The organism is Pseudomonas sp. DWP3-1-2, from assembly GCF_049896285.1.
In the GTDB taxonomy this organism is placed as follows: Bacteria; Pseudomonadota; Gammaproteobacteria; order Pseudomonadales; family Pseudomonadaceae; genus Aquipseudomonas.
Genome location: NZ_JAFCTZ010000001.1, coordinates 778,419 through 804,349 on the forward strand (window position 1 = coordinate 778,419; position 25,931 = coordinate 804,349).

Consider the following 25,931-nt stretch of genomic DNA (forward strand, 5'->3'; position numbering starts at 1 on the left):
TCTACAAGGCGTGCAATCCACTGCCTTTACAGCAGCGTTCCGCGCTGCGGCCCCCTCTCGCGGTCTGCGTAAGACAGCAAGTACATTTTGAGGTACCACTCATGACGAAAACTCCCTACGTTCCTCCTCGTATCTGGAAACATGAAGCCCCGTCTGGCGGCCAATTCGCCAGCATCAATCGCCCTACTGCAGGGCCGACCCACGAAAAGACATTGCCTATGGGCAAGCATCCATTACAGCTTTATTCGCTTGCCACACCTAACGGCGTGAAAGTGACCATCATGCTGGAAGAGTTGCTCGCGCTCGGGCACACAGAGGCGGAATACGACGCGTGGCTGATTCGTATCAACGATGGCGATCAGTTCTCCAGCGGCTTTGTCGAGATCAACCCCAATTCAAAGATTCCGGCCTTGCTGGATCGCAGTGTGGAGCCGCCAATTCGCGTCTTCGAGTCCGGCTCGATCCTGCTTTATCTGGCGGAAAAATTCGGCGCCTTTTTACCCAATGACCTGGCCGGCCGCACGGAAACCTTGAACTGGCTGTTCTGGCAGATGGGTGCAGCCCCCTACCTGGGTGGAGGCTTCGGGCATTTCTACGCGTATGCACCAGAGAAACTTGAGTACCCCATCAATCGCTTCACCATGGAAGTCAAACGCCAACTGGATGTCCTGGATCGTCGTCTTGGCGAAAGCCAATACCTGGCCGGCGACAGCTACACCCTTGCCGATATCGCGGTCTGGCCCTGGTATGGCCAACTCGTGCGGAACGATGTGTACTCGGCTGCGGAGTTCCTTTGCGCACAGGAATACACCCATGTGCAGCGCTGGGCAGAGGAAATCGCAAATCGCCCGGCGGTCATCCGTGGGCAGCGAGTCAACCGGACCTGGGGTGATGAAGCGAGCCAGGTGCCGGAGCGGCATCAGGCTGAGGATTTGGGCTGAGAAGCATCGATCCCTGCCCTGCCCTGCCCTGCCCTGCCAATGCGAATAAGGATGAGCACTGCATGACAGCCCAAAGGCCCGGCGAGATATCAGCCACTATTTGCTGCATCGTCCGGCCACACCCACTCAGTCGGAGAAAAAACTTTACGTCGTGTTCGAAATGAGGTGACCACTACATGCGCACGCGGGAAGTGGCAATCACAGCGCCGGTGATGATCAACACCGCGGGGATCATCAGGATCGGCTTGGCGTCGCTTTGCCCCACTGCAATCAGCAGCAGCGTGGAGAACAGCGGCGCCAGATAAGACAGGGCGCCAAGCATCGCCAGGTTTCCGTGCTTGGTCGCGTGATCCCAAGCGAAAAAAGCCAGGCCGACCGGGCCCAGCCCCAGGGCGATGATCGCCGCCCATTGGCCCGTGTCAGGTCGCACCGTGGTTTCGAAAGCCAGGTGGCAAAGCAACCCGGCTACCGCTACCAGGCCGCAAATGCCACCGATGATGCTGCTCGGAACATCGCTGAAACGCCGATTGACGACCGAATAGATCGACCAGACCCAGGCGCAGGCAAAGGCTGCGGCGTAACCGACAATGGGCATCGCCGCGCTTTCACTCCGGGCCCGCTGCTGCATGATGAAGGCCGTCCCCGCCAGGCCGAGCAAGGCGCCCAGCAGTTGGCGCTTGCGCAACGACTCGCCGGTAGAAAAACCCGACAACAAAACGATCAGCAGCGGCCACAGGTAGGCAATAAGGCTGGCTTCAGCCGCAGGCGCGGCCTTCAGGGCAAAGAAATACAAGGCGTGATAGACGAAGATGCCGGCAAACCCCGTTGCCCACACATACCAGGGCTGACGCCAACTGCTGAACCCCTCAGCGCCACGCAGGGCCAGCAGGCACAGGCTGGCCGCGAACGCGACGGCGAAACTCGACGCCAGCAACTGAAAGGCCGGGATTCCGGCGGTCAAGGTGGTCAACAGCGCCAGGCACGCCCATAGAAACACCGCAATCACCCCAATCAGGGTGGCACCTGCGGCGCCCTTGGCGAAGGTGATGGATGGGTTGGAAGTGTTCATGCAAGCCCCGTCTGCGGATGGTCCTCATACGGGAACAATAGAAAGGTTGCGAGGGCGCGTATTGATCAGGCCCGCCAAAAAATTGTTCGGGCCTGCAGTTTTCAGTGGTCGCGCGCGCGTTTACGCACCGAGGCCGGGGTCAAGTCGCGGGCTTTCTTAAGGGCATGGGTCAGCGCACTCTGATCGGCGTAACCGGCGCGATGGGCAATATCAGTGATCGACAGAGAGGTCTGGCGCAGCAGATCGACGGCCAGATTCAGCCGTAAGGTCGCTATATGAGTAAACGGGGTGCTGTTCAGATGCTGCCTGAACAGGCCATGCAAGCGCCGCTCGCTGGTGCCCGCATTACGGGCGATGTCATGCACCGTCATGGGGGTACTCAAGTGTAGCTCGATGTAGGCCAGCGCCCTGGCGAGGATGAGCTGCCCGAGGTCGTCCGGCGCCGCGTCGGGCTGCAATAAGGAGCCCAACAACAACCGGCTCCATGACTCGGCCATGGTGAGTGAATTGATCAACCATGACCCGTTGCTGCTCGCGTAATCGAGCAGATGACGGATATCGGGCCTGACCGCAAAAAAGCGTTTTCCACTGAGGGGGTCAAGTAACTGCGCAGTGCTTTTTTGAGCTCCCACACAATGGGTCGATACGTCCAGCACCAGGAAACTGTTACGGGTGTTGGCAAGAAACGTGTGCCGGGCGCCGGCTACGATTACCACGCCCTGGCTCGCATCGACCTTGCCACCTCGCCCGTCGACCTCAATCTCCATTGAGCCGGACTGGGGAAGGACGATTTGATGAAAGTCATGTTCGTGAAGCTCTACCTGACCTGAATAGGAGCGCAACGCCAGAGAGAACGATTGGGGGAAGGTAGCACTCATCCATGACTCTCCTTGTATCGAGACGCTTATCCTACGTCACCGATCCACCCCGGGGCCAGTCCGTTCCTGTCGGTAACTGCGACCTGAGAGTTGGCGGCGGTCGCCGGGTTGGTCGACTCAAACTCGCCGCGCATCAGTAGCCGTGTCCCTGCGAAACCGCCCCCTGCGGGAACCGGATTCGGCGTCTGGTCGCCGACGGTCTCCATTACATGCACGGCGACTATAGTGACCTGTTGCGCTATCCGGTTCGCCTGCCGCAGTCTGGCGGACGACAAGACGGAAATGAGCATCCGGTAAGCGCTTGATAGTCTTGTTGCGCCGCGACGAAGGATCACGATATGCATACGCTTACGCTTGAGAAAGCATTCACCTTGATCGAGCCTGGACCTGTTGTTCTCGTGACGACGAATGACGGCGAAATGATGTGGGATAACGGGCGGTGGCGATCATGAGTTTGATCAATTCTGCGCGTATGAACAGGCATGATCCGTGCGCTTATCTGAAGGGTGTGCTGACGCGGCAGCCCACACAGCGAGCCATTGAGGTCGAGCAGTTGCTGCCGTATAAGTGGATGCCCGCCTGTTACCTCCCTTGAGAATCCTCTTGCCTCGGTGCCCCAATTGACCATTTACTCATGCCTGCCAAAGCTGCCCTCCGTTCAAACTTACCAGGCTCTTCGTACTGGCTCCGGCCTCAGCGGAAAGACTGATGAAGCAGCGGTACGGGGTTTACCCAATACACTCTTTGCTGTTCAGATCCTTCATGGGTCGCGACCCGTGGGAATGGGGCGAGTTATTGGTGACGGAGGATGCTTCTTTCAAGTTGTGGACATTGCCGTCCTTACAGAGCATCAAGGCAAGGGCTTAGGAAAACGAATCATGGCCGAGATCATGAAATACATCGAAGCCAACGTTCCTGAAAGCGGCTACGTAAGCCTCATCGCGGATGGTCAAGCGCAAGACCTCTATGCACAGTTTGGTTTTGTTCATACGGCACCACGTTCTGTGGGTATGGCTTACAGAAAGCTCCAGGATACGCATACCGGGCACAAACCTTAATGCTATGGATACGAAAGGTGACTGGGTCGGACGCTTACTGAGCATTGGGTCGCACTTGATGATGTGCAGAGGTGGGCAAAAGAATCAGCACAGCATCTGATTCTCTGAATACCGGAATCTGGACTCACCTCAGACACAAACCGAGCGCCAAAGCTGCCTGCGGGGAATATGCTCGCAACGACGCTGAGAGAGACTCTCCAATCCGCCTACCCATCGAGCAAATAGATTCGGCTGCCAGCATAGGATGCCTGTCTCTTGGATACCCTGCGCCGCCCGGACGGGCACAGGGTGTCGAACAGTCAGGAATCAAGCCGATTGACGGCCCGATACAGGCTGAGCCTGCGGCACAACAATGATGATATGGCTCGTTTCTTCTGAAACCATCCGGGGCTGCCTCAAAGTTTGAAGAAACTGACCTTGTCGGTTAGACGATTTGCCAGAGTCGCCAGCTCGCGGCTTGAAACAGCCACTTGCTCCGAACCGGCAGAGGTTTCCAGAGTGGCCGTGTGGATGCGGTTGATATTCTGGTTGACCTCTTCTGCGACCGAACTCTGTTCTTCCGAGGCACTGGCAATCTGTGCGTTCATTTCATTAATAGCGGTCACTTCACTGCGAATCTTACTCAACGCACCTTCAGCCAGGCCGGTCTGCTCAACGGTCTGTTGTGCTAACTGACGGCTGTTTCGCATCACCTCAGCCGCTTTGCCGGCACCTTCTTGCAGCTTGCCGATCATACCGCGAATTTCGCGGGTGGAATCTTGGGTACGGGTGGCCAGAGAGCGTACCTCATCCGCCACTACGGCAAAGCCACGTCCATGCTCACCTGCCCGTGCGGCCTCAATCGCTGCGTTAAGCGCAAGCAAATTGGTCTGGTCGGCGATAGAGGTAATCACCTCAATTATTTTTTCGATGCTCTCACTGTCGCTGGAGACCTGCTGCACACTTTCGGCCGCGCTTTCGAGCGTACGCGCCAGCGTCTGGATGGCACTGGCGGTAGCGCTGACAACCTGGTTACCGGTCGCCACTTCGTTATCTGCGTTACGCGCGGCGTCGGCAGCACTGGCGGCGTAGTTCGCCACTTCATTGACGGTGGCTGCCATCTGATTGATCGCGGTCGCCATCTGTTCAGCCTCGGTGGACTGGAGGTGAATTTGCCGGTTGTTACTGTCGGACGTGGTCAACAGCTGGTCGGAGGCTAAGGTCAGTTCACCGGCCGCTGTGCGCACTTGAGTGATGGTGTCAGTCAAGTGCTTGATCATGTCCTGCAGGGCCCCCATGACACTTTGCGGGTAGCGCGTCTGGATACGTTGATTCAGATTGCCGTCGGCCAGGCTACGGATCACCTCGGCCACTTTGTGCGGCTCGGCGCCCAGTGTGGATTTCAACTGGTTAATGATGATCAGTGAGACACCAATACTCAGCAGTACCGCCGCCGCTGTCACCAGCAGGATTAATAGCCGGAAGCCGCCGGCCGCTTCACGCACGGCACCAATGTCCTTACCGATACTTTGCTCTTGATGGTCAATAAAGGCATTGATGCGTTTGAGCCACTCGCTGTACGCAGGCGAGGCTTGATCCATCAGCAATTTTTTGGCTGATTCTCTGTCACCCTGGCGGCGCAGATTGATCAATTGGTCGGTCAATGTGAGGGTGCTGCGTTCAATATCCTGAATATCACCCAACAGCCGCTGCTCGCTATCCGTGGCAGGCTGCTCAACCAGCAGGCGATCCAGGGATTGCGCCGACTCGCGATAGAATTCCTTGAGTCGCTGGATTTGCGCCAGTTGGCTGTTCAACGCGGTGTCGTTGTCCACCAACACGGCATCCCGGATGGCGATAGCCCGGTCATGCACGCTCCCGCGAAAATTGATCGCATAGCGCTGTTTAAGCGAGGCGCCTTCACTTACCGAGGTAAGCGTCTTGTCGATGAAGCCAACACGCTGAACACCGATGAGCGCGATCAGGATCATAAGTGACAGAATCAGCCCAAATCCAAGTCCCAGACGTTGTGCGATGCTCAATTGCGATTGCATGAAACCCCCTCCTCTTGCCCTGCTGGGCGACGACTGCTCACTGCGTTAAAGGGGCGGCTCAGCAGAATAGTGAGTGCTCTCTTGCACAAGACCTTATACACATGATCGTCTTTGTACAACTTTCATCTCAAGGAAATGAATGCTGGCCGATGGCCGGTAGCCGCGATATTCGCTACAGAAATCCAATTAGCTACTAAAAACAAATACTTATAGTTTGATTAGCAGCTGATCACGCTCGTTATGCCGTGCTGACAAGCGCCCCTAGCGTGTACAACTCCATCAGGATGTCGTAGCCCGGTTGGGCGGCGCCAAGCCGGCGGACGCGGATGGCGATGAAATCGACATATAGGCCGGACGGTTGACTACTTACGAGCCAGGCTGACCATCGGATGAGGATTTTGGCGTCGGGATTTCGCAGCGACCTTGAACACAGCGTCGGCTGCCATCCGGATGAGGTATCCAGGCCAAATGAGGCCGTAAGCGGCAGAACAGGCGATAACCGACAGAGAACAGCGGCCGGAACGCGCGCCATGTCAGGGGTTTGACCCAAACGTCCATGCCAGCGGCTCGCCAAGCCCACAGGGTGGCGTCCAGCCCTTTAACCCATCGGCCATCCGCGAAGCAGGCATGCAGCGATGACTGCATTTGCACGGGACTGAATTCCAAACCCTCTGCATTAAAATCATCATCACTGATGTCAATCAAGAGCAGGCGAGCCTCTGAGGCGCGTCGACGCAACAGGTTAATCTCTCGGGCGCAGAGCGGGCATTGACCGTCAAAATAGAGCGTCAGTGGCCATTGGTATTTATTGTGCATTGGAGCCTGCCTTGTAGGGGATTTGTACAAGGTATTCTTTGCAACACAAGCTTGCAACGGATGACCATCGCTTCGCCCGCCTCCACAACGGTGTCGGTCATTGTGTTATCCAAAGGCATTGGGTGATGTACACACCGACCTGCAAAGGCAGCCTTGTTAAACCGGCACGCCTGCCGGTTCGGTGTTCATCGCTTGTTCTGCGGAGCATCAAGAGGGATATCGAGGGTGAAGGTTGCGCCCTGTCCAGCACCGTCGCTGTGCACGGTCAAGCTGCCACCCATTTCCTGGGCGGCCAGCGCGCAGCTGTGCAGGCCAAAACCGTGACCGTCTTTGCGAGTAGTGAAGCCATGCGTAAAAATACGCGCCAGGGACTCTGGCGCAATCCCATTGCCATTGTCGGCCACCGTAATACGCAGTACCGGCCCGTCAGAGAGGGAGGCGCCGAACGTGATGCACGGGCTGCGATCGATCACGCCGTCCAACGCCTGCCTGGCATTGCTGATCAGGTTTACCAAAATCAGCAGCACCCGGTGCCGGTCCAGTGACAGCAGGGGCAAATCGGCAAACTCCTTGACCACCTTCACCTCCTGGCGCGCCAGTGATCCGGCACTCATGCGCAAGGCATCATCGATTAACTCTGGGACCGGTACTGTCTCGAGGATACTGACGGCAACGGCATAGGACTGCTGGGCAGCGACAATGGCATTGATGTGGTCAACGCCCTTGGTGAGTCGCCCGAGTTCTTCGATGATGCCCTGTTGCTCTGCCGTCACCAACTCCGCCAGCTTGAGCAGGTAGCCGGGCAGCATCTTTCCTTTTTGGTCGCTGGTGAGAAAATCGCTCAGGTCATTGACGTGTTCGTTCATCATCTGAGCCACCTTGCTCAGCCCCTGGGCTTTGGAGGTCCGCATCTGGCTGGTGACCAGTTCTGCCGATACGTTCACGCTGTTGAGGACGTTGCCGACGTTGTGCAGCACAGTCGTGGCGATTTCGGCCATGCCCGCCTGACGGGATTTTGCATGCAGTTCGGTTTGCACCTGGCTCATGCGTATCGCCGCGCGTACGCGAGCCTTGAGTTCCAGCGGCGAGAAGGGTTTGGCGATATAGTCATCGGCGCCACTCTCCAGCCCAGAGACGCAGGCCTCGCTGCCGCCGCGGGCGGTCAACAGGATCACGGGTAACTGGGCGAAACCGGCGCTGGCTTTGATTCTGGCTGTCAGGCCAAAGCCGTCGAGCTCCGGCATCATCACATCCGAGAGGACGACATCGATGGGTCGACGCTGCAGAAGCGCCCAGGCCTGCTCTCCATCAGCGGCGGTGGCGACGATGTAGTCGTTGTGCAAAAGTTCGGTGAGGTAGCTAAGCATTTCCGGGCTGTCGTCTACCACTAGCACTCTGGATTGCGAGGCATGTTCGGGGGACTGCCCGTCTGCGCCTTCCACCGAAGCTCGGTCGTCGCTACTGCCATGGCGGCCGTCGTCGAAACGCAGGTGGCGCTGCTCGGTTGTGCTCGTTGCGCTCGGTGACGATCGCTCGTGCATAGTGCTGACTTCGGTCGGCACGGTGTTTTGCTCAGCCCCCAGCGGAAGTCGAACAACGAAACACGAACCCCGTCCGGGCTCGCTGTTAACGCCCACTTCGCCCCCCATCAGTTCGACCAGATCCTTGACCAGGGCGAGACCGATGCCTGTGCCGCTGTAGTGGCGCGTGGCGGAATTGTCGATCTGGGAAAAACGCTGGAACAGCAGCGGCAGTTTGTCAGGCGCAATGCCAATGCCCGAGTCTTGCACCGCGAGTTCAAATCGCTCGTCATCAAGCGGAGTCACTGCCAGGTGCACAGTGCCGCCAGCGGGCGTGAACTTGATGGCATTGCTCACCAGGTTGAGAAGAATCTTCTCGAAGTGTCGGGGGTCCAGGTACACCGTGCCAAGCGCGGGATCGATGCTGCAGGTTAAGGTGCAGCCTTTGCCCTTGGCCACCATGGCGGCATCCTCGGCCAACACACCCACCGCCTTGTTCAAGTCAATGGGTGCCGGACACAACTCAAACTTGCCCGCTTCGGCCTTGGAGAAATCGAGAATGTCGTTCACCCGGTTCATCAAGCGTAGCGCGTTGCGTTGGGCGCGGTCGATTTGCACACGCCAGTCCGCCGGCGGGGTGGTCGCCGCCGAGAGCTGCTCCAGGGGGGCGAGAATGAGGGTCAGGGGGGTGCGCAGTTCGTGGCTGACCGTGGCCACGAAATCGCTCTTTGCCTGGTTAGCCGTCTCGGCCTGGTTGCGCGCCTGAATGAGTTCGACGGCTTGCGCCTCCAGCACCCCCGTCTGTTGATGCAGCTTGTCGGTCCGTTCGGCGACCATTCTTTCCAAAGAGGCCTGGACTTGCTGTCGTTCGGCTTCGGCCTCGGCCTCCAGCACCCGGATGCGCAGGGCATTCTCCTGGAACACCCGTACGGCGCGGGTCATGATCCCAATCTCGTCACCGCGTCCGGCGCTGGCAATCTCGGCGTTGAGGTCGCCGGCCGCCAGTCGACGCATGACCGAGGCCAGGGCTACGATGGGCTGCGCGATAAACCGCGACGTACTCCAGGCGATGGCGCCGGCCAGCAGGATGGCGACGATACCCGCGACCACTGTCGCAAGCGTGCCGCGATCATTGTGGGCCAAGGCGTCGGAGCGCGCTTCGCCAGCGAAGCGCGCAACCAACAGGCCAGCGCTCCGCGCCTCGTTGCGAACCTGGTCGCGCGCGCCGCTCAATGAGTCGCTCGCCTGATGGAACCTGGCGAATGCCGCCCGGTAGCCGGCAATCTGATCGTTGACAGTCAAGGGCGTAGCCTTGGCTTGCTGCCCCACGGTCGAAGGGAGAACGCGAGAGAGACGGGAGAGCTCGTCCAGGATGTCGCCGACAGAGTCGGCGACCTCGGCCGACGGTGACAGGCGAAACGACAAGGTCTGAGCCTCCAGGGTGGCAACGCGCTCGGCGAAACGCTTGGACAACGCGGCTGCATTGTTCAGCAAACCGGTTGCTGCCTGAATGTCGTTTGCGTCATGGGCAACGTGCTGGTCCACTTCACCCAACATCGCCTCGAGGCGCTCGGCCAAATCCCCGAAGGCGGCGAGATGCCGCAAAGCCTCGCCGCCCCCGTGTCTGGGCGCCTCGCCAAGGTGCTCGACCGCCAGGCTGGCAGCAGCGATCGCCGTCGCCAACGGGTCCAGGACCTCTACCGCCTGCGGCGTCACCATCACCTCGCGCAATTGCTCGACCACGGGCGGGAGTGCCGCGAAAGCGTTCCGCGCTGCGGTGGCGGCCGCCCCATCGTCGGTTACCAGCATCTTGGCCACATTGGCAGTGATGATCCGTTCGACGTTGCGCAGGATATTCAGGATGCGATGGGCGCTTTCGACGTTGCTCACCCGCGCCTCGTGGTCAGCGGCGCGAGAATCAAGCCCCTTCAGCCGATCAGCGATGCCCTGTTCGACAAGGATCGTCGCCTCTCGCATCCGGCCGTAGTGGGCAGTCATGTTCTCCGTTTCGCCATCCATGGTCAGGGTCGCCGCCCGCAAGGCGGCGATCGCCGCAGCGAGCCTTTCCAGACTGCCCTTGAGCGATTCCGCCTCAGCCACCGGAATGGCGGTGAGGCCGACGATAGCCGTCGCCACCATGCCTTCGGCCTGGAACAGGCTTTCCTGGTCGCGGGTGGCGATGAAGTTTTCCACCCGCTCGGTAGCCCCGTTGACCGACGCCAGAATTTCCGCGGAATGGCTGGCAGAATCCACTGCACGTACCATCCCTCGCAGGCCGTAGAGGTTCACTAGCGATACCGTCAACATCAGGAACACCAGTGCGGAGACCGCCAGGCCAATTTTGACGGCAATGGGCCTGTCGCTGACGGGTTTGAATGTCAACATGGCGCCTCGCATCCTCGCTCTCGGCCCGCCACTACTGCTTCATAACCTCCGGTAAAGGCGCCGGCGGCACCGTATTGTTGATGGCCGCGTCGATCATCGCCGCAACGGAAGCCTGGCTGTAGAAAGGATTGGCGGCGCCGCCCACCGGCATAGTGGCGAGCCAGGCGTCCAGGTCTTTCGCATCAATGCGTACCAGCGGCACCTCGACGAACTTCGGCACCTGCTTGCCCGCCAGAATCTGCTGGGCCACCCAGAAACCCACCTGGGAGACGCTCGGGGAGGCGGAGACCGAGACGGTCTCGTAGCCATTGGCATCGCGCTCCTCTTTCCACAGGGCGAGTTCGTCCTGACGGTTCCCCATCACGATGATCGGCAAAGGGCGTCCCGCCGCCTTGAACGCCATGGCCGCACCATAACCGTCGCCCCCCTGAGTAGCGACGGCATCAATGCTGGGCAGCGACGGCAGCGCCAGCGCCACCTCCTTGCGTGCGACGGAAGCCGTCCAGTTCCCGTACACGGTCTTGGCGAACTTCAGGCCCGGATAGTCGCCGGCGGCCTTGCGAATGCCGTCGCTGATGTTTTTATCCGTGGCGTCGCCGGCAATGCCACGGATCTCCAGCAGCGTTCCGTTCCCCTTGAGACGATCGGCGATATAGTCCATTTCCACGCGGCCCATGGCGGACCAGTTGTAGTCCACGGTATAGACGCAGCTTTCGGTGACCAGGCTGGCCATGACGACCACCACGATGCCAGCGTTGCAGGCATCCCGGATCACCCCGTTGAGGGCCGTGTCGGACGCGGCCAGGATGACGATGGCGTTGACGCCCTTGACGATCATGTCCTGAATATGGGCCGCTTGTTCCGACGCCGAGTTATTGGCGCTGACCACCGGGGCCTCCCGGATCAAGCCATCCTTTTGCGCCTGGGCCGCAATCTCCTGCCAGTTCTGCACCATCACCTTGCGAAAATCGCTGCCCGCATAAGAGTTGCTGAAGGCAATGCTATGGCTTGCGGTAGGGCCGAGGGCGATGCCGTCGTCGGCAGCTTGAGCTGGATTGGCGGCAACCATCGCCAGCCCTGTCACGCAGCCGGCGAAGCGCCACAAGATTTTGTGGATCGGTTTGGTGTTCATGCTGTACTCCCTCGTGCTTGGGCTTTACCAACAGTACTCCACCTGCCCCTGCAGACAGCCTGGACCGACTGCTTGATCGGGTTGAAGAAGTTGACCGGGCGGATGCGGATGTCTGTGAATGCCATGACGTAGGGCCGACCTTCGGCCAGGGCCCGTTCGACCCGTTTCAGGGCCACCGGCCTGCTAAGCGGAGTCGGGGCTGAGGATCCTGAAAAAGTCGCCATGGATCGAGAGCGTGTCGTCAATCATCAGGATGTGCCGGTGAGTCACAACTAACGATGGGGTCATCTCGCGACCCCCACCGGACGGTGCGAGTCTTCGATTGCCAGAGTTGCGGCATCAGTGGCGGGAGGCGACACGATGCTACCGGCCATTACCATCAAGAGGTGTGCCGCGCGCTGGTCGCTAACCGCTTTGAAACGGTAGCCCTGAGCATTCATCGGCAAGCCGGCGGAAATAAATGAGGGTTGTTGCTGTTGGGTTTCCAAGCCTTCGACGGTCACATCAATGCCAGCATCGCGGGCAAAACTGATGAGGCGCGCAGGGTTGTAGCACTGGCCGAATCCCGGTAGGCGCTGTCGATGAAAGCCACTGCGGTGCTGCAGATTGCTCATTCGACCATTCCAACAATAGAACCGGGCATGAAAAGCTAGATACATACGGACTCCTTTCCTTGGCGGCCGACAATTGAAAACAATACATTGCCTGCAGTAGCGATGAGCATAGTCTCAACGTGCCAGCTTCGCACGCGGCCATGGAGGATTTCAGCCAACTGAGCGACCGGCAAGGTCACACCGGAGTCCAAATCGATTCATTTTGTAGAATATCCAGCGCCCCTGGTGAAAGGTCCTGCATCGACTTGCGTAGCGACCGGGCACAACGTCTGCAATCAGCCGTTCAGCATGCGGCCGCCGTCAACGATGATTTCGGAGCCGACGGTCCATCGGGACTCGTCGGAAGCGAGGTACAGCACCGCCTTGGCCACTTCCTCCGGCGTGCCGAAGCGGCCGAACGGAATGGTTGCGGCAATGTCCCTGTTGACCTGGTCACGGTAGGCATCAGGGATGCCGAGCTTGTCGTACAGCGGCGTTTCAACCGGGCCAGGACTGACGGCGTTGACGCGAATGCCGCGTCCGAGCAGTTCGCTCGAAAGCGTCTTCGACATGTTCAGAAATGCAGCCTTGGTCGCGCCATACACGGACGAATTCGCCACACCGACGTGCGCGTTGATCGACGTATTGAGCACCACCGATGCGGGGTTCGCGAAGACAGGCAACAGCGCCTGGATCAGGAAATAGGGTCCCTTGACGTTAATGTCGAACAAGCGATCGAACATTTCTTCCGTCCACGTTTCGATCGGCGCCCAAACGGAGACGCCAGCGTTGAGAAAGGCGATATCGAGCTGACCATAGTGAGCCTGGACGGCGTGCGCCAACGCCTTCTGAGCGGCCACGTTGGCTGAATCGGCGCGCAGCACCACAACGTCGGTGCCAAGTTCCGCCTTGGCCTTTTCAATGGAATCCGGATTAACTCCAGTGACGATGACGCGTGCGCCTTCGGCGAGGAACTGCTTGGCTGTTTCGAGGCCAATGCCACTGGTGCCGCCGGTGATGAGAGTGCGTTTACCTTGCAAGCGGGACATAAAAGTTCTCCTGTAGATGATTTCATGGTTAACCAGCGCTGGCTGACCGGCTGTGAGGAGAACTATGAACTCATGCTTGAAAATCTTTAAGATGGTGTTTTTGTATATGATTCATGCTTCCAATGCATGAATGGGCGAGTGAACTTTGGACCGGTTTCTTTTGATGACATGCTTCGCGCGTGCGGTGGAGACGGGCAGCTTTTCCGCTGCCGGTCGCGACTTGGGCTTGGGGCAGCCGAATGTCAGCCGCTATGTGGCGGCACTGGAGGAGCATCTACAAACTCGACTGCTGCACCGGTCAACGCGCAGGCTTGCCCTCACGCCGGAGGGGGAACGCTACTATGCGGAAGTCCGGCGCATCCTTGACGCCGTGGAGGAGTCAGAATCGTCCTTCAGGGAGAACGTCGATCCGTCTGGAGTGTTGCGCGTCGCCTGCCCGACCGCTCTGGCCCATGCATTCGTGTTACCGCATGTTCCCGCCTTCCTGGAACGCTATCCAGGGTTGACGCTGGATCTCCAGATCAATGACCGATATGTGAGTCTGGTCGATGAGGGAGCTGAACTGGCGATCCGGATCGGCCACTTGGAAGACAGCGCACTGCGCGCGCGGCCCATCGGTCTGTTCGAGCGCGTGTTCGTAGCCAGTAAGGGCTATCTCGCTAAACGCGGCGTGCCCGTCACGCCCGATGATCTACGCGGGCACGATTGCGTGATCTACACCCTGCTGTCGTCAGGCGCCACATGGCGCTTCCGGGATACTGAAGTTCCGGTATCCGGCAGGCTACGGGTCAACTCACCTGAGGCCGTACGCGAATCGGTCAATGCGGGATTAGGTATCGGACATGGACCGGAATGGCTTTTCGAGGAAGGGCTCAAGAACGGTAATTTGCAGTTGCTGCTGACGGGGCACACTGCCCCTCCGGTCCCGGTTCAAATCATCTATGTTGCAAACAGGCTGCTTCCGACGCGGGCCATCGTATTCATGGATTTCATCGCTGAAGCGTTTTCAAAGGTTCCCGCACTCAACGCACGCCATGAGTTCCTCTTGTGCGATAAGGCTAGTATGAGGAAGTGATTGAAAGGGAGCGGCGCCGATTGGCAACCCAGTAGGCCATGCCGTCGCACGGCGGGCGATGCCGCGCCAGCAATGGTGCATCCGCAGTGGCGGCACAGCCAGGTTCACCCATGCTGAGGCAATCGCGCAGAATCTTGTTGAGAATACCGGCTTCACCGCGCTTGCCGCTGGCAGCCTTGAGGTTAGAGCCATCGCACAACCTCCGTCTCGTTTGAATAGAGGAGATTTGTACGATTTCCAGCGAGGCGAGTTCCACGAAAAATGATCTACCAAGCGCCGGATTAATGTACTAACAAATGTACTAAAAAATCGTGGCTGCTAGTACTTTCGAGAAGAACTGTAGAATCAAAGCCGGTAGCCGTTCCTTGAGCAGAGGCGCCAGTTCACGGTAATAGCTGTCAAAAAGCACTGCCTCTCCAGGAGGATCGTGTTTGCTTCACTGAGTCCCTCAATCGCCGATAGAGGCTTCTCTGAGCGTCTTCCAGTTTATCTACACCTTCTCGGTCACCCCACCAGCTCACAAGTTCGCTCCAAAGCAACCCTTTATCACCCAATGAGCGGTCATAGATCAGAGCGTCATGCTGATTTCTGATACCAACATCTTTGTTGATCGCATCAGTGAAATACAGATCGGGTTTACTGTTAATCGAGGCAAAAATCAGGTTCTTTGCGGTGCCTTGTACCCCTGAAGAAATGCGGCGAATGACCTGCGCGGCGACAGTGCAAGGATAGCGCAGCTAGCGTTAACAGGAATTGCGTCAAACCTACGCACCTTACAAGATGTGCGCTGAAAACTGCGACCACTCGATCAAATCAGGCTGCGACCATGACCATCAACATCCGCCCCTGCGTCTGCGTCTGCGTCTGCGTCAAAGGAGACCTGCATTTTTACGCCAATGGCCACTCCCTGCGGTGTTAGTTCAACACGTGATAGAGACACTCAACCACACACCCTCTGGTCGATGGTTGCCCATCGTGCCTGGCCGAAGCCCGCCAGTTGTAAACGCCACCACATCACCCTCCCCTTATCCTTCAACGATCAGATGAGCCATGTAAAACACCAGCCCCAATACCACTATCACAGCATGTGGCATGCACACGTGCGGTCATTTTGCAAACTCGGAGTACCGACCAACGACTTCAGCGTGAAAGGTCTCATACCAACTCGCCGTTATTTGGAAAGGCCGAATCGACGAGGGTGCCTCAGCAGAAAAGTACGCTTCAATCTCCCGAATACGCCCGTTGTATGCATATTGAAACCCCTTCCACGAGGTTTCCAAGGCCAGAAAAGAAACGCCGTGAGGGCAGCGATCAAAAAAATGTGAGGTGACTTTGTACCAAAGCCGGCAGCTATCTGGACGAGGCTGAAAGTCACACTCCATCCTTTTATATGCAATGATCGGTTGTCGAAATCCTCGACCGTTTTTTGTAGATGGAGATACTCGGCTTCAAGTTGTTTTCGAATCAGATCAGGGTCCATGGGTTTGGCCTTCGTTCGGTTAACCTATCCTGAATTGCACCGCCTGTTATATGTCAGTCCACTGGATCTCCAGGGTGCGCGGGCGATCGTAGGGCCAACAATTCTGTCCGCAACCAAGCGATGGGGGGTATGGAAAGCTATCACTGCGGCGGCGGTATGCGGGTCACCAGTGCATTTTCCCAGGTTGCTCGGGCCGCTCGGGCTCCTTTGGACAATTGCGCTCAGTGAGCACTTCGCGTTCGATTTCCGCCGACGGAATGTAAGGATCAAACAGCGCACACGAGGAAAGCATCAACAGCGTTGGCAACACCGCAACAGACGTTCTGTTCACAGTGACCATCCCCGATTGCAATACGTGTGATCGATGCAAGCTGATCACAGGCCGCTATGACGGTCGAGGTGCGTGGCTAATTCAGGATGAACAGGTCCCCTTCCACATCCGTATCGCCGTGTTTACGACTCTTCGCCGCGGAGTCGTAGAGGATCAACAGAGCCTCCCCAAGCTGCTCCCCCGATTCAAACAGACACATGCCCTCAGGGTGATCGTTGCCTTGCCCAAAAGGCACCTCCAGCACCTTCTCCAATTGACCCGTAAAGATCACGCTTTCCTCGTCGGACGCGAAACCGCCGCGCCAGCGGAAGACTGTTACCGGACCGTCCAGGTCCATGGTGGGACCCGCCAGGATCAGCAGATCTTCACCGCTCGTGCACAGGTCACGCACTCCCAGGCCGTTTAGCGCGAAGAAGTGCTTCCGGTAGCGGCGCCCATTCGGGCCGATCTTCTTAAGCACCAGCGTGTCAGTCGAGTCGTCGTTCAGCTCGGGCTCGATCTCCAGCAGCACAGCCCAGCCGCGAAGGACCGGTCCACGCAGCCCTAGCAAAAGGCGTGAGCCGATCACCACCAACCCTTCGATATCGAAGCCGTTGTCTTTACCCGGGATACGCAGGAAGTCGCATAGCTGATCATCTCCAGCAATTTCCGTGGTCAGGTCGTTACCTACCTTGTTGCCATGTAGTTGCGCCGCCGTACGTCCATCGGTGTCCACCTTCCTGGCGAGTACATAGCCGTCGTTCTGCTGTACCACAGGGATGCGGGCCAGCAGAAAGCGATTGCCGTCCGCCTCTACCGTCGATAGCCGATTGATATTCGTCTGCGCAGGCCTGCCGTCCTCGGCCTTCTTTCGCTTCAGGCTATGGGAGCCCGCCACCCAGAGGTAACCACTGTCATGGGCATAGGCCAACCCCTCGATATCGATCTCGGCGTCTTGCATCGGTATGGGCAGGTCCAGGTACTCCAAAAGCTGGAACGATTGGTGCTCATCGCACGTCACGACGTTGCCGGGCGCAGCGGCCTGGATTTTCAGACGTTCCAGGTTCGTGGTTTCGTCGTTGGCCACCCAAAGTGTGTCGCCAATCTGCTGAGCGACCGAAAGGCCATCGCGTAGCGACGGAAACGCCGGATCAAAGCTCAGAATCGTAGCATTGCTTCTGTCACTCATGAGCGCTCTCCTGTCCTCATGGCGCTGCGCGCCGGTCATTCAAAACCATATCTTCCGCGTTTTCTTCGTCCAATCTTTGCGTTCGTCCAAACCGACCGTTCCACCGTTAATGGTCTCGGTTACATCGGTGACGCTGTCCCGGTCCGCGTACCTGTTGCAACCGCTCGCTTTCCATTTCGCGGCGGCAACGTGCAGGCACCAATAAGGACTCAGTACCGCTTCCGAGTCCGTAACAAAATCTGGCGCAGCCGGTAGCCACTGGCGCAGCCAAGTCGTGACATCGCGGTAGCCTTCCTTTCCAGTAATCCAGAATCGGCTGCCCCACATCCAAAGCCGTGCTGTAGCTGGAGCGAATGTTCGGCGCCAGTTTGCTGATCTGAGCCAGCGTGACGGTGATTGTCATCGATGCACTCCGAGTATTCCCAGTAGAGAAGAATCTGTGTCGAGGTTAGTAGCTGGTTGACGATAAACAAGGCCATTTTCTAGTACGTTTTTTTCACAGTTGATAGAGCACTGGGGAATAACCTGAGAGTGGAACTGGGCCGGACCTCTCAGCCAGGCCTGCTGGCGTCAGCCCGTGCGAGCAAACGTGGTCTCCGAATCTTTGCTTCAGTGCCGGCCTTCTTCACTCTGCTCGCCCTAGCAAACACAAACGGCCAATAAATATCAGGCTAACGTGTTAGTGAGCGATGCAGGGCTTAGGTGGTTGACGTACTGCTAGCGAGGGCAAAGGAGCACTTCAACCTGGGAGGCAAAGCTATGACCGCGACAGTTCATTCAATACTCACGGCGGCCCATAAAGAATGGGACTACTGGGGAAACTCGACTTGGAGCCTAATCACAAACACCAAGAAAATCGGTCATTTCGACAACGAAAAACCCTACGAGAGTACGTAATCGACCAGTACCGCAAAGTGGGAGGCGGTAATCCGACCATCGAAGAAATCCAGAACGATGAATACGCCTGGTCAGCTGTCGGAATGAGTGCATTCATGTACAAAGGCGACCTTCCAAAGGACCGCTTCCCCTACTCACAAAGTCACTCGACCTTCATTCGCAAGTTTATTGCTGCTCGCAAGGTCAAAGACCAGAAATACGCATACTGGGGATATCCACTCGGCTTGAATGACTTCGTACCTGAGGTCGGTGACCTCATCGCCTACGCTCGGGGGAAAGGGCTAACTCCAACTAAAGCCGCCGAATTCATCGACAGAACCTCGGCGTATGACAGCCGCGACCGTGTCGCGCAGGACAAGGGAAACCCCGAAGTTGCAGGCGAACGAACGTGGATTACGGCCTATGTCGAGGCTCGCGAAGATTGGCTCGCCAACCACGACAACGAGGAGCGCCAGCATGCCAACCCCGACCCTGCACCTTTACCATCCGATCATTTACGTGCGAGGTTTTGCCGCTACCTCCGGCGAAATTGAAGACACCGTCTCCGACCCATACACGGGCTTCAACATTGGCTCCACCCGCGAGGATCTATACCTTGCGCAACCAAAGCCCGTGCTTGGTCACGTGGCAGCCGAGCCTCTTTAAGGCCGATTGCCGGATACATTCCCAAGGAAATGTGGACCTTAAAATGCGTGACTGGAGGTGGTTTTCGGCGCCACAACGAAAAAAAGCGACCCGAAGGTCGCTTTTTTCTACAACTCACAAGCTTCACGAAGCTTACAAGCCAAATTTGGAGCGGGAAACGAGACTCGAACTCGCGACCCCGACCTTGGCAAGGTCGTGCTCTACCAACTGAGCTATTCCCGCGTCTTGGTAACGTGCGCCATTGTATAGAACCCAATAGCGACGTCAACCCTTTGATTCAAAAACTTATTTCTTGTCCGTGGTGGTACTCAGATGCGGCCACGCCGCCCTCATGTATTGCAACATGGACCACAACGTCAGCCCGGCCGCCAGCAACAGCAGGACGTACCCCAGAATCACCCAGAAAGTGACCGCCGGCGGATTTGCCAGCAGGATGACCAGTGCCAGCATCTGTGCAGCGGTCTTCCATTTGCCCAGGTTCGATACCGCGACCTGCGCCCTCGCCCCCAGTTCTGCCATCCATTCGCGCAAAGCCGAGATCACGATCTCGCGCCCGATTATCACCGCAGCAGGTAACGTCAGCCAAAGATTGGCATGCTCCTGAACCAGCAACACCAAGGCGACCGCAACCATCAATTTATCGGCGACAGGATCCAGAAACGCCCCGAACGGGGTACTTTGCTCAAGACGCCTGGCCAGATAACCATCGAGCCAGTCCGTTGCCGCCGCCACAGCGAAGACTGAACTGGCGGCCATGTAGCTCCAGCTATACGGTAAATAAAACAGCAAAATGAAGATCGGAATCAGCAGGACACGTAGAACGGTGATCAGATTAGGAATATTCATCGGCACAACTGGCTACGAGGTGAGGGAGCATTCTACTCGCTGTGCAGGTTTGCATAAATCGACTCTGCGAGCTTTTTACTGATTCCGGGCGCTTTTGCGATTTCTTCGATGCTGGCGCGAGACAATTCCTGCAACCCCCCGAAGTGTTTGAGCAGGTCTCGACGCCGTGTAGGCCCAACCCCGGCAACGCCTTCAAGGGTCGATGTGCGTCGGGTTTTGCCACGACGCGCACGGTGCCCCGTGATCGCAAAACGGTGGGCTTCGTCACGAATCTGTTGAATCAAATGCAGTGCCGGGGAATCTCCCGGCAAGGTGAACTCATGGGCAGCGTCATTCAGATAAAGCGTTTCGAAGCCGGCCTTGCGCGTCGCTCCCTTGGCCACACCCAGCAGAATCAGGTCAGGAACCGCCAATTCGTTGAGCACGTCCCGCGCCATGGACAGCTGCCCCTTGCCACCGTCGACCAGCAGAATATCGGGCAGCTTACCCTCCCCGTCCTTGAGTTTGCTGAAGCGGCGAGTCAGCGCCTGATGCATGGCGGCGTAGTCATCGCCGGCCGTGACGCCCTCGATGTTATAGCGTCGATAATCTGATTTGATCGGCCCTTCAGGACCGAACACCACACAGGATGCAACCGTTGCCTCGCCACTGGAATGGCTGATGTCGTAGCACTCAAGACGCATCGGCGGCTCTTCAAGCTTCAGCACTTTGGCCAGCGCGTCAAAACGAGCGGCGACATGCTGACGATTGGCCAGTCGTGCAGCCAGGGCCTGTTCAGCATTGATGACAGCCATCTGCTGCCAGCGCGCACGAGTGCCGCGAACGCGATGGCTGATGACCAGGTCTCGCCCGCGAGAGGCTTCGATGGCGTTTATCAGCGTCGGGAAATCATCATGAAGCACGTTGACGATCACTTCGCCGGGAAGCTCGCGGTCCACGCCGCCCAGGAAGTACTGCGACAGAAAAGCAGACATGACTTCGCCCACCTCTTCTTCGATACCCACCTGAGGAAAGAAATTCTTGCTTCCCAGCACCCGGCCGCCGCGCACGCTAATCAAATGCACACAGGCGCCACCGGGGTTGACGAACGCCGCCACCACATCAACATCGCCTGTACCGCCGTCCATGCTCTGCTGGTCCTGGACGCGACGCAGCAATGCAATCTGGTCACGCAATTCAGCCGCCCGTTCAAAGTCCAGGCTCATGGCGGCGCTTTCCATCAGGGCATTGAGCTCGTCGGTCAGTGTGTTACTGCGCCCTTCAAGGAACATGACGGAGTGACGAACATCTTCGGCATACACCTGCGGCTCGACCAGGCCCACGCAGGGGCCTTTGCAGCGTTTGATCTGGTATTGCAGACAAGGCCGTGTGCGGTTTTTGTAGTAACTGTCTTCGCACTGACGCACCAGAAAGGTTTTCTGCATCAGGCTCAGGCTTTCCCGCACGGCGCCGGCGCTGGGATAAGGACCGAAATACCGGCCTTTGGATTTTTTTGCCCCCCGATGGATGCTCAGCCGCGGGAAATCGCCATCCGACAGGTAGACGTAGGGATAGGATTTGTCGTCGCGCAGCAGGATGTTATACGGCGGTCGCCACTCTTTGATGAGTGTCTGCTCAAGCAGCAGGGCTTCGGTTTCGTTGGCGGTGATCGTCGTCTCTATCTGGGCAATGCGAGACACGAGTGCGCTGGTCTTGGGCGCATGCCCGGTTTTGCGAAAATAACTGGCCAGCCGGTTTTTGAGATTCTTGGCCTTGCCCACATAAAGGAGGCGAGCCTCGGCATCGAACATGCGATACACGCCAGGACGGCCGCTGCAGGTGGAAAGAAAAGCACTGGGATCGAACGGTTGAGTCATTTCAGGCGCTGGCATCGACCATGCCGTGACGTACTGCCAATAAAGCCAGTTCAACATCGCTGCTGATCGATAGCTTTTCAAAGATACGATAACGGTAGGTATTCACGGTTTTAGGTGACAGACACAGCTTGTCGGAAATGACCTGGACCTTCTGGCAACCCACAATCATCAAGGCGATCTGTATTTCACGCTCGGAGAGCAGGTCAAACGGGGAATTGTTCACTTGGGGCTGGAACGACTTGAGCGCCAGCTGCTGGGCTATCTGCGGACTGATGTAGCGCTGCCCGGCAAACACCAGACGGATGGCTTGCACCATTTCAGCCAGCCCGGCCCCTTTGGTCATGTAGCCCGCAGCGCCCGCCTGGAGCAAACGCGTGGGAAACGGATCTTCCTCACATACCGTCACCGCAACGACTTTGATCTCGGGATGGCTGCGCAGCATCTTGCGCGTCGCCTCCAAACCTCCGATGCCAGGCATCTTGACGTCCATCAGGACGACGTCGGGTTTAAGCTCACGCGCCTTTTTCAGCGACTCCTCTCCAGAGTCGGCCTGACCAACAACCTGCAGACCGTCTATATCGGCCAACATCCGTGTGATGCCCGTCCGAACAAGATCATGGTCATCGACAACTAGCACCTTAATCAAGCAGACACCTCGCGGAACGGTCATGACGAATGCTCGTCACCATAGCAAAAACAGTGAGTCAGACCTAGCTTAAAGCGAAGTCTGACTCAGATAGAGGTGATAACTGCTGATGTAGCACAGTGCCAGCCGAAGGCTGAGCGCCCGGATTATCCGTCGTTACGGGTTCCCAGCTTGCCTTGGCTCGCATAAGACGCTGACAGTTCAGCCATGGTGGTGGTTAAACGTCTGATTGCATCCTGATCTTCCTTGAGCAGAGATCGATAGCTCCCCAATACCTTCTCCTCGGCATTACTTAAATTGTCGACAGGGATGGGCGTCGGTGATCCGGTCAGGACGTAGAGTACATCCACCCCCTTGGCCGCGACCGCTGCCAGATAGTCGGCCTTGGGCGCACGATCACCGCTTTCATATTTACCTTGAGCGTTAGCTTCAACACCACCGATTTCTCCGAAGGCACGCTGAGAAAGCCCCAGACGCTCTCTTTCTTTCCTAAGTCGGTAACCAATTCCACTCATTTGAATGCATAATCCTGTTGACCCCATCCTTACGAATGGTAGAATCTAGATAAATTAAACTGATTTGAACGGTTTTGAACTATGCCCGGAATTCGCACCGCTGCACAAGCCAAGGCCTGGCTAGAACAACAAGGTAAATCTGTTCAAGAGTTTGCTCGGGAGAACAGCGTTGATCCTGCAACCACTTATCAAGTGCTGGCCGGGCGCAAGAAAGGCCGACGCGGGGAGGCCCACAAGGTGGCCGTTTTGTTGGGCATGAAGATTGGCAGCATCCCCACTGCTCCTGAGCCGCAGGGTCAACCGACGGCAGAGTGATTACTATTGTAGCTTCCGTTCCATCCAGAACAGCGCAGCTTCCTGGCCTACCACTAAGTAACCCTGTCTTCGGTACAACTCGATAGCCGGATTGGTTTTAAAGACCTTGAGTCGGACGCTGACGGCTCCCATGCGCAAGGCCATGAGTTCAACCTGCCGCAATAGCCATGTGCCAATACCCTCACCCCGGTAAGGTTCGCACAGCTGGATATCGCGCAAATAAAGATAGCCTGGCTCGGTCGTGATACTGAGGTAGCCAATAGCCTTCCCTTCTTTGCTGACGATCAGGCTCTGGCGCAATGCCCATTCGCTGTCAAAGGCCTCGCTTTGCCAGGCCCTTGAATAGCGCGCGTAGTATTCGCGCATGTTGACTCGAGTGAGCTCTCGGGCGAACTCAAGGTCGTCGGCGATTGCCGGTCGCAGGTCCACGTATGTTTACTCCTCTGCCGGGCTTTGCGCTGCTGGAAGGTGCAATCGTATGACAGCATATATAACCAACGACTCGTCTCAATGGACCCGATTGGATTTTCTCATTGAATCCCCACCGCAGGCTGCAGTAAGCTCGCAGCACTTGAACGGAGAAGCACCATGTCCCAGCCAACCGCACCGACGCAACACTCTGCCAGCGACCCTCGCTCGGTAGCGTGCCTGAGCGCGTGCCAAGGCTTGAATAGCGTGGCTCTGCCGAACAACTTTTATTTTGGGTATTGGTTTAGCCACTGGCGCGCCTGATACCCACCCGGCGCCCACACTCAAGGGGACGCCAACCAGAGAAATCTCTACCCCCGGTCGGCTCCCCGACCGGGGGTTTTGTTTTTTCAGGCCCCGAATATTGAATCAATCGAGGAATACGACATGAACTACAGCACCTATTACCGTGACGACATCCGTTTCGCCTGGCGATTTAGCAACCTCCGTTCGGGACAGCCAGCCGCCTCCGATCGGTCACTTGCAGGTGGCAGCCAGATACATACCGCCGATACGGCAAATTGTCGAACACATCAGTAGGTGCTGAGCGGGAACACCCGCCAGCCCAGGGAAGCCCCATATGAACTCTTCTGTCTCAATCAAGCCATCCGACCTGTCCCTCGTGTCCGACAGCGTCCCGCCCGCACAGCGCCTGCCCAACACGCTGCAACTCAAGTCCCGCCTGCCGCTGGATTTTGCCTTGGCGGAACAAGTCGCCGCCCATCGTCGGGCGATACGCGCGATTCTCCATGGCGAAGACTCACGCCTGCTGGTGATCGTAGGCCCCTGCTCGATTCATGATCCCCATTCAGCCCTGGAGTACGCGCAGCGCCTGGCCGGTCTGGCCTCGCAAGTCAGCGACCAGATGCTGTTGGTCATGCGGGCCTACGTGGAAAAACCGCGCACGACCGTGGGCTGGAAAGGTCTGGCCTACGACCCACGGCTTGACGGCAGTGACGACATGGCGGGCGGTTTGACACTGTCACGCCAACTGATGCTGGAAATGGTGCGCCTGGGGTTGCCCATTGCGACAGAAATCCTGCAACCCATGGCCGCTGGATACTTTGACGATTTGCTCAGTTGGGTCGCGATCGGCGCCCGCACCACCGAATCGCAGATTCACCGGGAGATGGCCAGCGGCTTGCCAATGCCCGTGGGTTTCAAGAACGGGACCGATGGGGGCGTTACGGTAGCCAGTGATGCCATGCGCTCCGCGGCTCATGCCCACCGCCACTTCGGCATGGACCGCCAGGGTCATCCGGCGATCATCGAAACCCAAGGCAATCGCGACACCCATATCGTTCTGCGCGGCGGCCATGGCGGCCCGAATTACGACCGTCAGAGCGTCGCCAACATACGGGGCAGTCTCGAAAAGCATGCGCTGAACGCCCGAATCATGGTGGATTGCAGCCACGCCAACAGCGCAAAAAACCCGCTGCGCCAACCTCAGGTATTCAACGATGTGCTGACTCAGCGGCTGCAAGGTGACACGTCACTGATCGGCATGATGCTGGAGAGCCACCTGTTCGAAGGCTGCCAGCCATTGAGCGATTCCCTGCGCTACGGGGTCTCGATCACCGATGGCTGCCTGGGCTGGGACGATACCGAACAGTTGCTGGGCAAGGCCGTGGACAAATTGCGTTACAGGTAAACTACCGAACCTTTTTGACAGCTGGCTCAGTGCCCTGTGCAGGGAGCCAGCCCCGCATTTTAGGGGGGTGTGGCGCATCGCGGCGACACCGATGGTCCTGGGCCACAGAACCCGGCTGGAACTTTTAGCAGGAAAAGCGTCCCTTAATCCGGTAGGCTTTCCCTTTTTTTAACAGGAGCAATTTTCCATGCCTAAAGCCACTGCCCGCCACATCCTTGTTGCCAGCGAAGAAAAGTGCAACGAACTCAAGGCGCAAATCGAAGGCGGCGCTGACTTTGCAGAAGTAGCGAAGTCCAACTCCAGCTGCCCTTCCAGCCGTCAAGGCGGCGATCTCGGATCGTTCGGTCCTGGCCAGATGGTCAAGGAATTCGACACGGTCGTGTTCAGCGCACCCGTGAATGTCGTGCAGGGTCCGGTCAAGACCCAGTTCGGCTATCACCTGCTGGAAGTTACCAGCCGTCAGGACTGATCGTCCCGACAGTTTGAATAATTGAAAACGGCCCGCCTCAAGCGGGCCGTTTTTCATTGAGTCCGACTGTTTTCTGCCTTCCCTCCCCGAAACCT

The 25,931-nt window shown here is 57.7% G+C and carries 23 protein-coding genes, 1 tRNA gene and 2 pseudogenes; 8 read left to right on the forward strand and 18 right to left on the reverse strand.

The genetic code is table 11. The annotated features are described in order from the left end of the window. Positions 1 to 101 precede the first annotated feature (101 nt). Positions 102 to 941, forward strand: coding sequence for a glutathione-dependent disulfide-bond oxidoreductase (yghU, locus tag ACP7B0_RS03675; RefSeq protein ID WP_426139549.1), 840 nt, complete (start codon positions 102 to 104; stop codon positions 939 to 941). Between the two features lie 172 nt (positions 942 to 1,113). Here the strand turns inward: yghU and ACP7B0_RS03680 are convergent, their stop codons facing one another. Next, positions 1,114 to 2,010 (reverse strand): DMT family transporter, encoded by an 897-nt coding sequence (locus tag ACP7B0_RS03680; protein ID WP_426139550.1) that lies wholly within the window; start codon positions 2,008 to 2,010, stop codon positions 1,114 to 1,116. A gap of 101 nt (positions 2,011 to 2,111) precedes the next feature. Beyond that, on the reverse strand, positions 2,112 to 2,888 hold the full coding sequence (locus ACP7B0_RS03685) for a helix-turn-helix domain-containing protein (RefSeq protein ID WP_426139552.1): 777 nt from the start codon (positions 2,886 to 2,888) through the stop codon (positions 2,112 to 2,114). Positions 2,889 to 3,321: 433 nt separating this feature from the next. Here ACP7B0_RS03685 and ACP7B0_RS03690 point away from each other — a divergent pair. Together ACP7B0_RS03690 and ACP7B0_RS03695 are read left to right on the forward strand one after the other, a co-directional pair. Continuing rightward, positions 3,322 to 3,483: pseudogene (locus ACP7B0_RS03690) on the forward strand (transposase domain-containing protein); the annotation flags it as partial. Positions 3,484 to 3,499: 16 nt separating this feature from the next. Then, a complete protein-coding gene (locus ACP7B0_RS03695; protein WP_426139553.1) occupies positions 3,500 to 3,946 on the forward strand; it encodes a GNAT family N-acetyltransferase in 447 nt (148 codons plus the stop codon). Positions 3,947 to 4,341: 395 nt separating this feature from the next. On the opposite strand, the gene ACP7B0_RS03700 is transcribed toward ACP7B0_RS03695, so the two are convergent. From ACP7B0_RS03700 to ACP7B0_RS03730, 7 genes and pseudogenes are all read right to left on the reverse strand, one after another. Continuing rightward, positions 4,342 to 5,223 (reverse strand): methyl-accepting chemotaxis protein, encoded by an 882-nt coding sequence (locus ACP7B0_RS03700; protein WP_426140057.1) that lies wholly within the window; start codon positions 5,221 to 5,223, stop codon positions 4,342 to 4,344. A gap of 243 nt (positions 5,224 to 5,466) precedes the next feature. Then, positions 5,467 to 5,979 (reverse strand): annotated as a pseudogene (locus ACP7B0_RS03705) (MCP four helix bundle domain-containing protein); the annotation flags it as partial. Between the two features lie 366 nt (positions 5,980 to 6,345). After that, on the reverse strand, positions 6,346 to 6,795 hold the full coding sequence (locus ACP7B0_RS03710; protein WP_426140058.1) for a thiol-disulfide oxidoreductase DCC family protein: 450 nt from the start codon (positions 6,793 to 6,795) through the stop codon (positions 6,346 to 6,348). A gap of 185 nt (positions 6,796 to 6,980) precedes the next feature. Next, on the reverse strand, positions 6,981 to 10,700 hold the full coding sequence (locus ACP7B0_RS03715; protein WP_426139554.1) for an ATP-binding protein: 3,720 nt from the start codon (positions 10,698 to 10,700) through the stop codon (positions 6,981 to 6,983). Positions 10,701 to 10,731: 31 nt separating this feature from the next. Beyond that, positions 10,732 to 11,832 carry an ABC transporter substrate-binding protein gene (locus ACP7B0_RS03720; protein WP_426139555.1) on the reverse strand — a complete coding sequence of 367 codons (1,101 nt, stop codon included), beginning with the start codon at positions 11,830 to 11,832 and terminating at the stop codon, positions 10,732 to 10,734. Positions 11,833 to 12,116: 284 nt separating this feature from the next. Further along, positions 12,117 to 12,446 (reverse strand): hypothetical protein, encoded by a 330-nt coding sequence (locus ACP7B0_RS03725; RefSeq protein ID WP_426139556.1) that lies wholly within the window; start codon positions 12,444 to 12,446, stop codon positions 12,117 to 12,119. Between the two features lie 275 nt (positions 12,447 to 12,721). Beyond that, positions 12,722 to 13,474, reverse strand: coding sequence for an SDR family oxidoreductase (locus ACP7B0_RS03730; RefSeq protein WP_426139557.1), 753 nt, complete (start codon positions 13,472 to 13,474; stop codon positions 12,722 to 12,724). A gap of 145 nt (positions 13,475 to 13,619) precedes the next feature. Here ACP7B0_RS03730 and ACP7B0_RS03735 point away from each other — a divergent pair, with 145 nt between their 5' ends. Continuing rightward, the gene (locus ACP7B0_RS03735; protein WP_426139558.1) at positions 13,620 to 14,549 is read left to right on the forward strand and encodes a LysR family transcriptional regulator; all 930 of its coding nucleotides are present in this window, start codon (positions 13,620 to 13,622) and stop codon (positions 14,547 to 14,549) included. On the opposite strand, the gene ACP7B0_RS03740 is transcribed toward ACP7B0_RS03735, so the two are convergent. Together ACP7B0_RS03740 and ACP7B0_RS03745 are read right to left on the reverse strand one after the other, a co-directional pair. After that, on the reverse strand, positions 14,533 to 14,748 hold the full coding sequence (locus ACP7B0_RS03740; protein WP_426139559.1) for a hypothetical protein: 216 nt from the start codon (positions 14,746 to 14,748) through the stop codon (positions 14,533 to 14,535). The genes ACP7B0_RS03735 and ACP7B0_RS03740 overlap by 17 nt on opposite strands. A 1,688-nt stretch (positions 14,749 to 16,436) precedes the next feature. After that, positions 16,437 to 17,528 (reverse strand): DUF3616 domain-containing protein, encoded by a 1,092-nt coding sequence (locus ACP7B0_RS03745; RefSeq protein ID WP_426139560.1) that lies wholly within the window; start codon positions 17,526 to 17,528, stop codon positions 16,437 to 16,439. Positions 17,529 to 18,355: 827 nt separating this feature from the next. Here ACP7B0_RS03745 and ACP7B0_RS03750 point away from each other — a divergent pair. Beyond that, on the forward strand, positions 18,356 to 18,958 hold the full coding sequence (locus tag ACP7B0_RS03750; RefSeq protein ID WP_426139561.1) for a DUF2272 domain-containing protein: 603 nt from the start codon (positions 18,356 to 18,358) through the stop codon (positions 18,956 to 18,958). 29 nt (positions 18,959 to 18,987) lie between these two features. Here ACP7B0_RS03750 and ACP7B0_RS03755 read toward each other — a convergent pair whose 3' ends face one another. The 6 genes from ACP7B0_RS03755 to ACP7B0_RS03780 all read right to left on the reverse strand — a co-directional run bounded on the left by ACP7B0_RS03755 (position 18,988) and on the right by ACP7B0_RS03780 (position 22,933). Next, positions 18,988 to 19,197, reverse strand: a complete 210-nt coding sequence (locus tag ACP7B0_RS03755) for an Arm DNA-binding domain-containing protein (protein WP_426139562.1) — start codon at positions 19,195 to 19,197, stop codon at positions 18,988 to 18,990. Positions 19,198 to 19,216: 19 nt separating this feature from the next. Then, positions 19,217 to 19,292: transfer RNA gene (locus tag ACP7B0_RS03760), tRNA-Gly, on the reverse strand. A gap of 63 nt (positions 19,293 to 19,355) precedes the next feature. Beyond that, the gene (gene pgsA / locus ACP7B0_RS03765; protein ID WP_426139563.1) at positions 19,356 to 19,916 is read right to left on the reverse strand and encodes a CDP-diacylglycerol--glycerol-3-phosphate 3-phosphatidyltransferase; all 561 of its coding nucleotides are present in this window, start codon (positions 19,914 to 19,916) and stop codon (positions 19,356 to 19,358) included. Positions 19,917 to 19,948: 32 nt separating this feature from the next. Further along, the gene (gene uvrC / locus ACP7B0_RS03770) at positions 19,949 to 21,772 is read right to left on the reverse strand and encodes an excinuclease ABC subunit UvrC (RefSeq protein ID WP_426140059.1); all 1,824 of its coding nucleotides are present in this window, start codon (positions 21,770 to 21,772) and stop codon (positions 19,949 to 19,951) included. Between the two features lies 1 nt (position 21,773). Continuing rightward, positions 21,774 to 22,418 (reverse strand): response regulator transcription factor GacA, encoded by a 645-nt coding sequence (gene gacA, locus ACP7B0_RS03775; RefSeq protein ID WP_426140061.1) that lies wholly within the window; start codon positions 22,416 to 22,418, stop codon positions 21,774 to 21,776. Between the two features lie 146 nt (positions 22,419 to 22,564). After that, positions 22,565 to 22,933 carry a helix-turn-helix domain-containing protein gene (locus ACP7B0_RS03780; protein ID WP_426139564.1) on the reverse strand — a complete coding sequence of 123 codons (369 nt, stop codon included), beginning with the start codon at positions 22,931 to 22,933 and terminating at the stop codon, positions 22,565 to 22,567. Between the two features lie 81 nt (positions 22,934 to 23,014). Between ACP7B0_RS03780 and ACP7B0_RS03785 the strand changes: the two genes are divergently transcribed. Further along, entirely contained in the window at positions 23,015 to 23,248 is a 234-nt protein-coding gene (locus tag ACP7B0_RS03785; RefSeq protein WP_426139565.1) for a DNA-binding protein, read from the forward strand. A 3-nt stretch (positions 23,249 to 23,251) separates the two neighbouring features. Here ACP7B0_RS03785 and ACP7B0_RS03790 read toward each other — a convergent pair whose 3' ends face one another. Beyond that, a complete protein-coding gene (locus ACP7B0_RS03790; RefSeq protein ID WP_426139566.1) occupies positions 23,252 to 23,614 on the reverse strand; it encodes a GNAT family N-acetyltransferase in 363 nt (120 codons plus the stop codon). A 682-nt stretch (positions 23,615 to 24,296) separates the two neighbouring features. Between ACP7B0_RS03790 and ACP7B0_RS03795 the strand changes: the two genes are divergently transcribed. After that, positions 24,297 to 25,367, forward strand: a complete 1,071-nt coding sequence (locus ACP7B0_RS03795; protein ID WP_426139567.1) for a 3-deoxy-7-phosphoheptulonate synthase — start codon at positions 24,297 to 24,299, stop codon at positions 25,365 to 25,367. A gap of 187 nt (positions 25,368 to 25,554) precedes the next feature. Continuing rightward, positions 25,555 to 25,836 (forward strand): peptidylprolyl isomerase, encoded by a 282-nt coding sequence (locus ACP7B0_RS03800; RefSeq protein ID WP_426139568.1) that lies wholly within the window; start codon positions 25,555 to 25,557, stop codon positions 25,834 to 25,836. Positions 25,837 to 25,931 lie beyond the last annotated feature (95 nt).

What these genes read in the sequence shown, in the direction of transcription:
- yghU (WP_426139549.1), top strand. Translation starts at nt 102, where the DNA reads ATGACGAAAACTCCCTACGTTCCTCCTCGTATCTGGAAACATGAAGCC.
- ACP7B0_RS03680 (WP_426139550.1), bottom strand. Translation starts at nt 2,010, where the DNA reads ATGAACACTTCCAACCCATCCATCACCTTCGCCAAGGGCGCCGCAGGT.
- ACP7B0_RS03685 (WP_426139552.1), bottom strand. Translation starts at nt 2,888, where the DNA reads ATGAGTGCTACCTTCCCCCAATCGTTCTCTCTGGCGTTGCGCTCCTAT.
- ACP7B0_RS03700 (WP_426140057.1), bottom strand. Translation starts at nt 5,223, where the DNA reads ATGGGGGCCCTGCAGGACATGATCAAGCACTTGACTGACACCATCACT.
- ACP7B0_RS03710 (WP_426140058.1), bottom strand. Translation starts at nt 6,795, where the DNA reads ATGCACAATAAATACCAATGGCCACTGACGCTCTATTTTGACGGTCAA.
- ACP7B0_RS03715 (WP_426139554.1), bottom strand. Translation starts at nt 10,700, where the DNA reads ATGTTGACATTCAAACCCGTCAGCGACAGGCCCATTGCCGTCAAAATT.
- ACP7B0_RS03720 (WP_426139555.1), bottom strand. Translation starts at nt 11,832, where the DNA reads ATGAACACCAAACCGATCCACAAAATCTTGTGGCGCTTCGCCGGCTGC.
- ACP7B0_RS03725 (WP_426139556.1), bottom strand. Translation starts at nt 12,446, where the DNA reads ATGAGCAATCTGCAGCACCGCAGTGGCTTTCATCGACAGCGCCTACCG.
- ACP7B0_RS03730 (WP_426139557.1), bottom strand. Translation starts at nt 13,474, where the DNA reads ATGTCCCGCTTGCAAGGTAAACGCACTCTCATCACCGGCGGCACCAGT.
- ACP7B0_RS03745 (WP_426139560.1), bottom strand. Translation starts at nt 17,528, where the DNA reads ATGAGTGACAGAAGCAATGCTACGATTCTGAGCTTTGATCCGGCGTTT.
- pgsA (WP_426139563.1), bottom strand. Translation starts at nt 19,916, where the DNA reads ATGAATATTCCTAATCTGATCACCGTTCTACGTGTCCTGCTGATTCCG.
- uvrC (WP_426140059.1), bottom strand. Translation starts at nt 21,772, where the DNA reads ATGACTCAACCGTTCGATCCCAGTGCTTTTCTTTCCACCTGCAGCGGC.
- ACP7B0_RS03780 (WP_426139564.1), bottom strand. Translation starts at nt 22,933, where the DNA reads ATGAGTGGAATTGGTTACCGACTTAGGAAAGAAAGAGAGCGTCTGGGG.
- ACP7B0_RS03785 (WP_426139565.1), top strand. Translation starts at nt 23,015, where the DNA reads ATGCCCGGAATTCGCACCGCTGCACAAGCCAAGGCCTGGCTAGAACAA.
- ACP7B0_RS03790 (WP_426139566.1), bottom strand. Translation starts at nt 23,614, where the DNA reads ATGCGCGAATACTACGCGCGCTATTCAAGGGCCTGGCAAAGCGAGGCC.
- ACP7B0_RS03795 (WP_426139567.1), top strand. Translation starts at nt 24,297, where the DNA reads ATGAACTCTTCTGTCTCAATCAAGCCATCCGACCTGTCCCTCGTGTCC.
- ACP7B0_RS03800 (WP_426139568.1), top strand. Translation starts at nt 25,555, where the DNA reads ATGCCTAAAGCCACTGCCCGCCACATCCTTGTTGCCAGCGAAGAAAAG.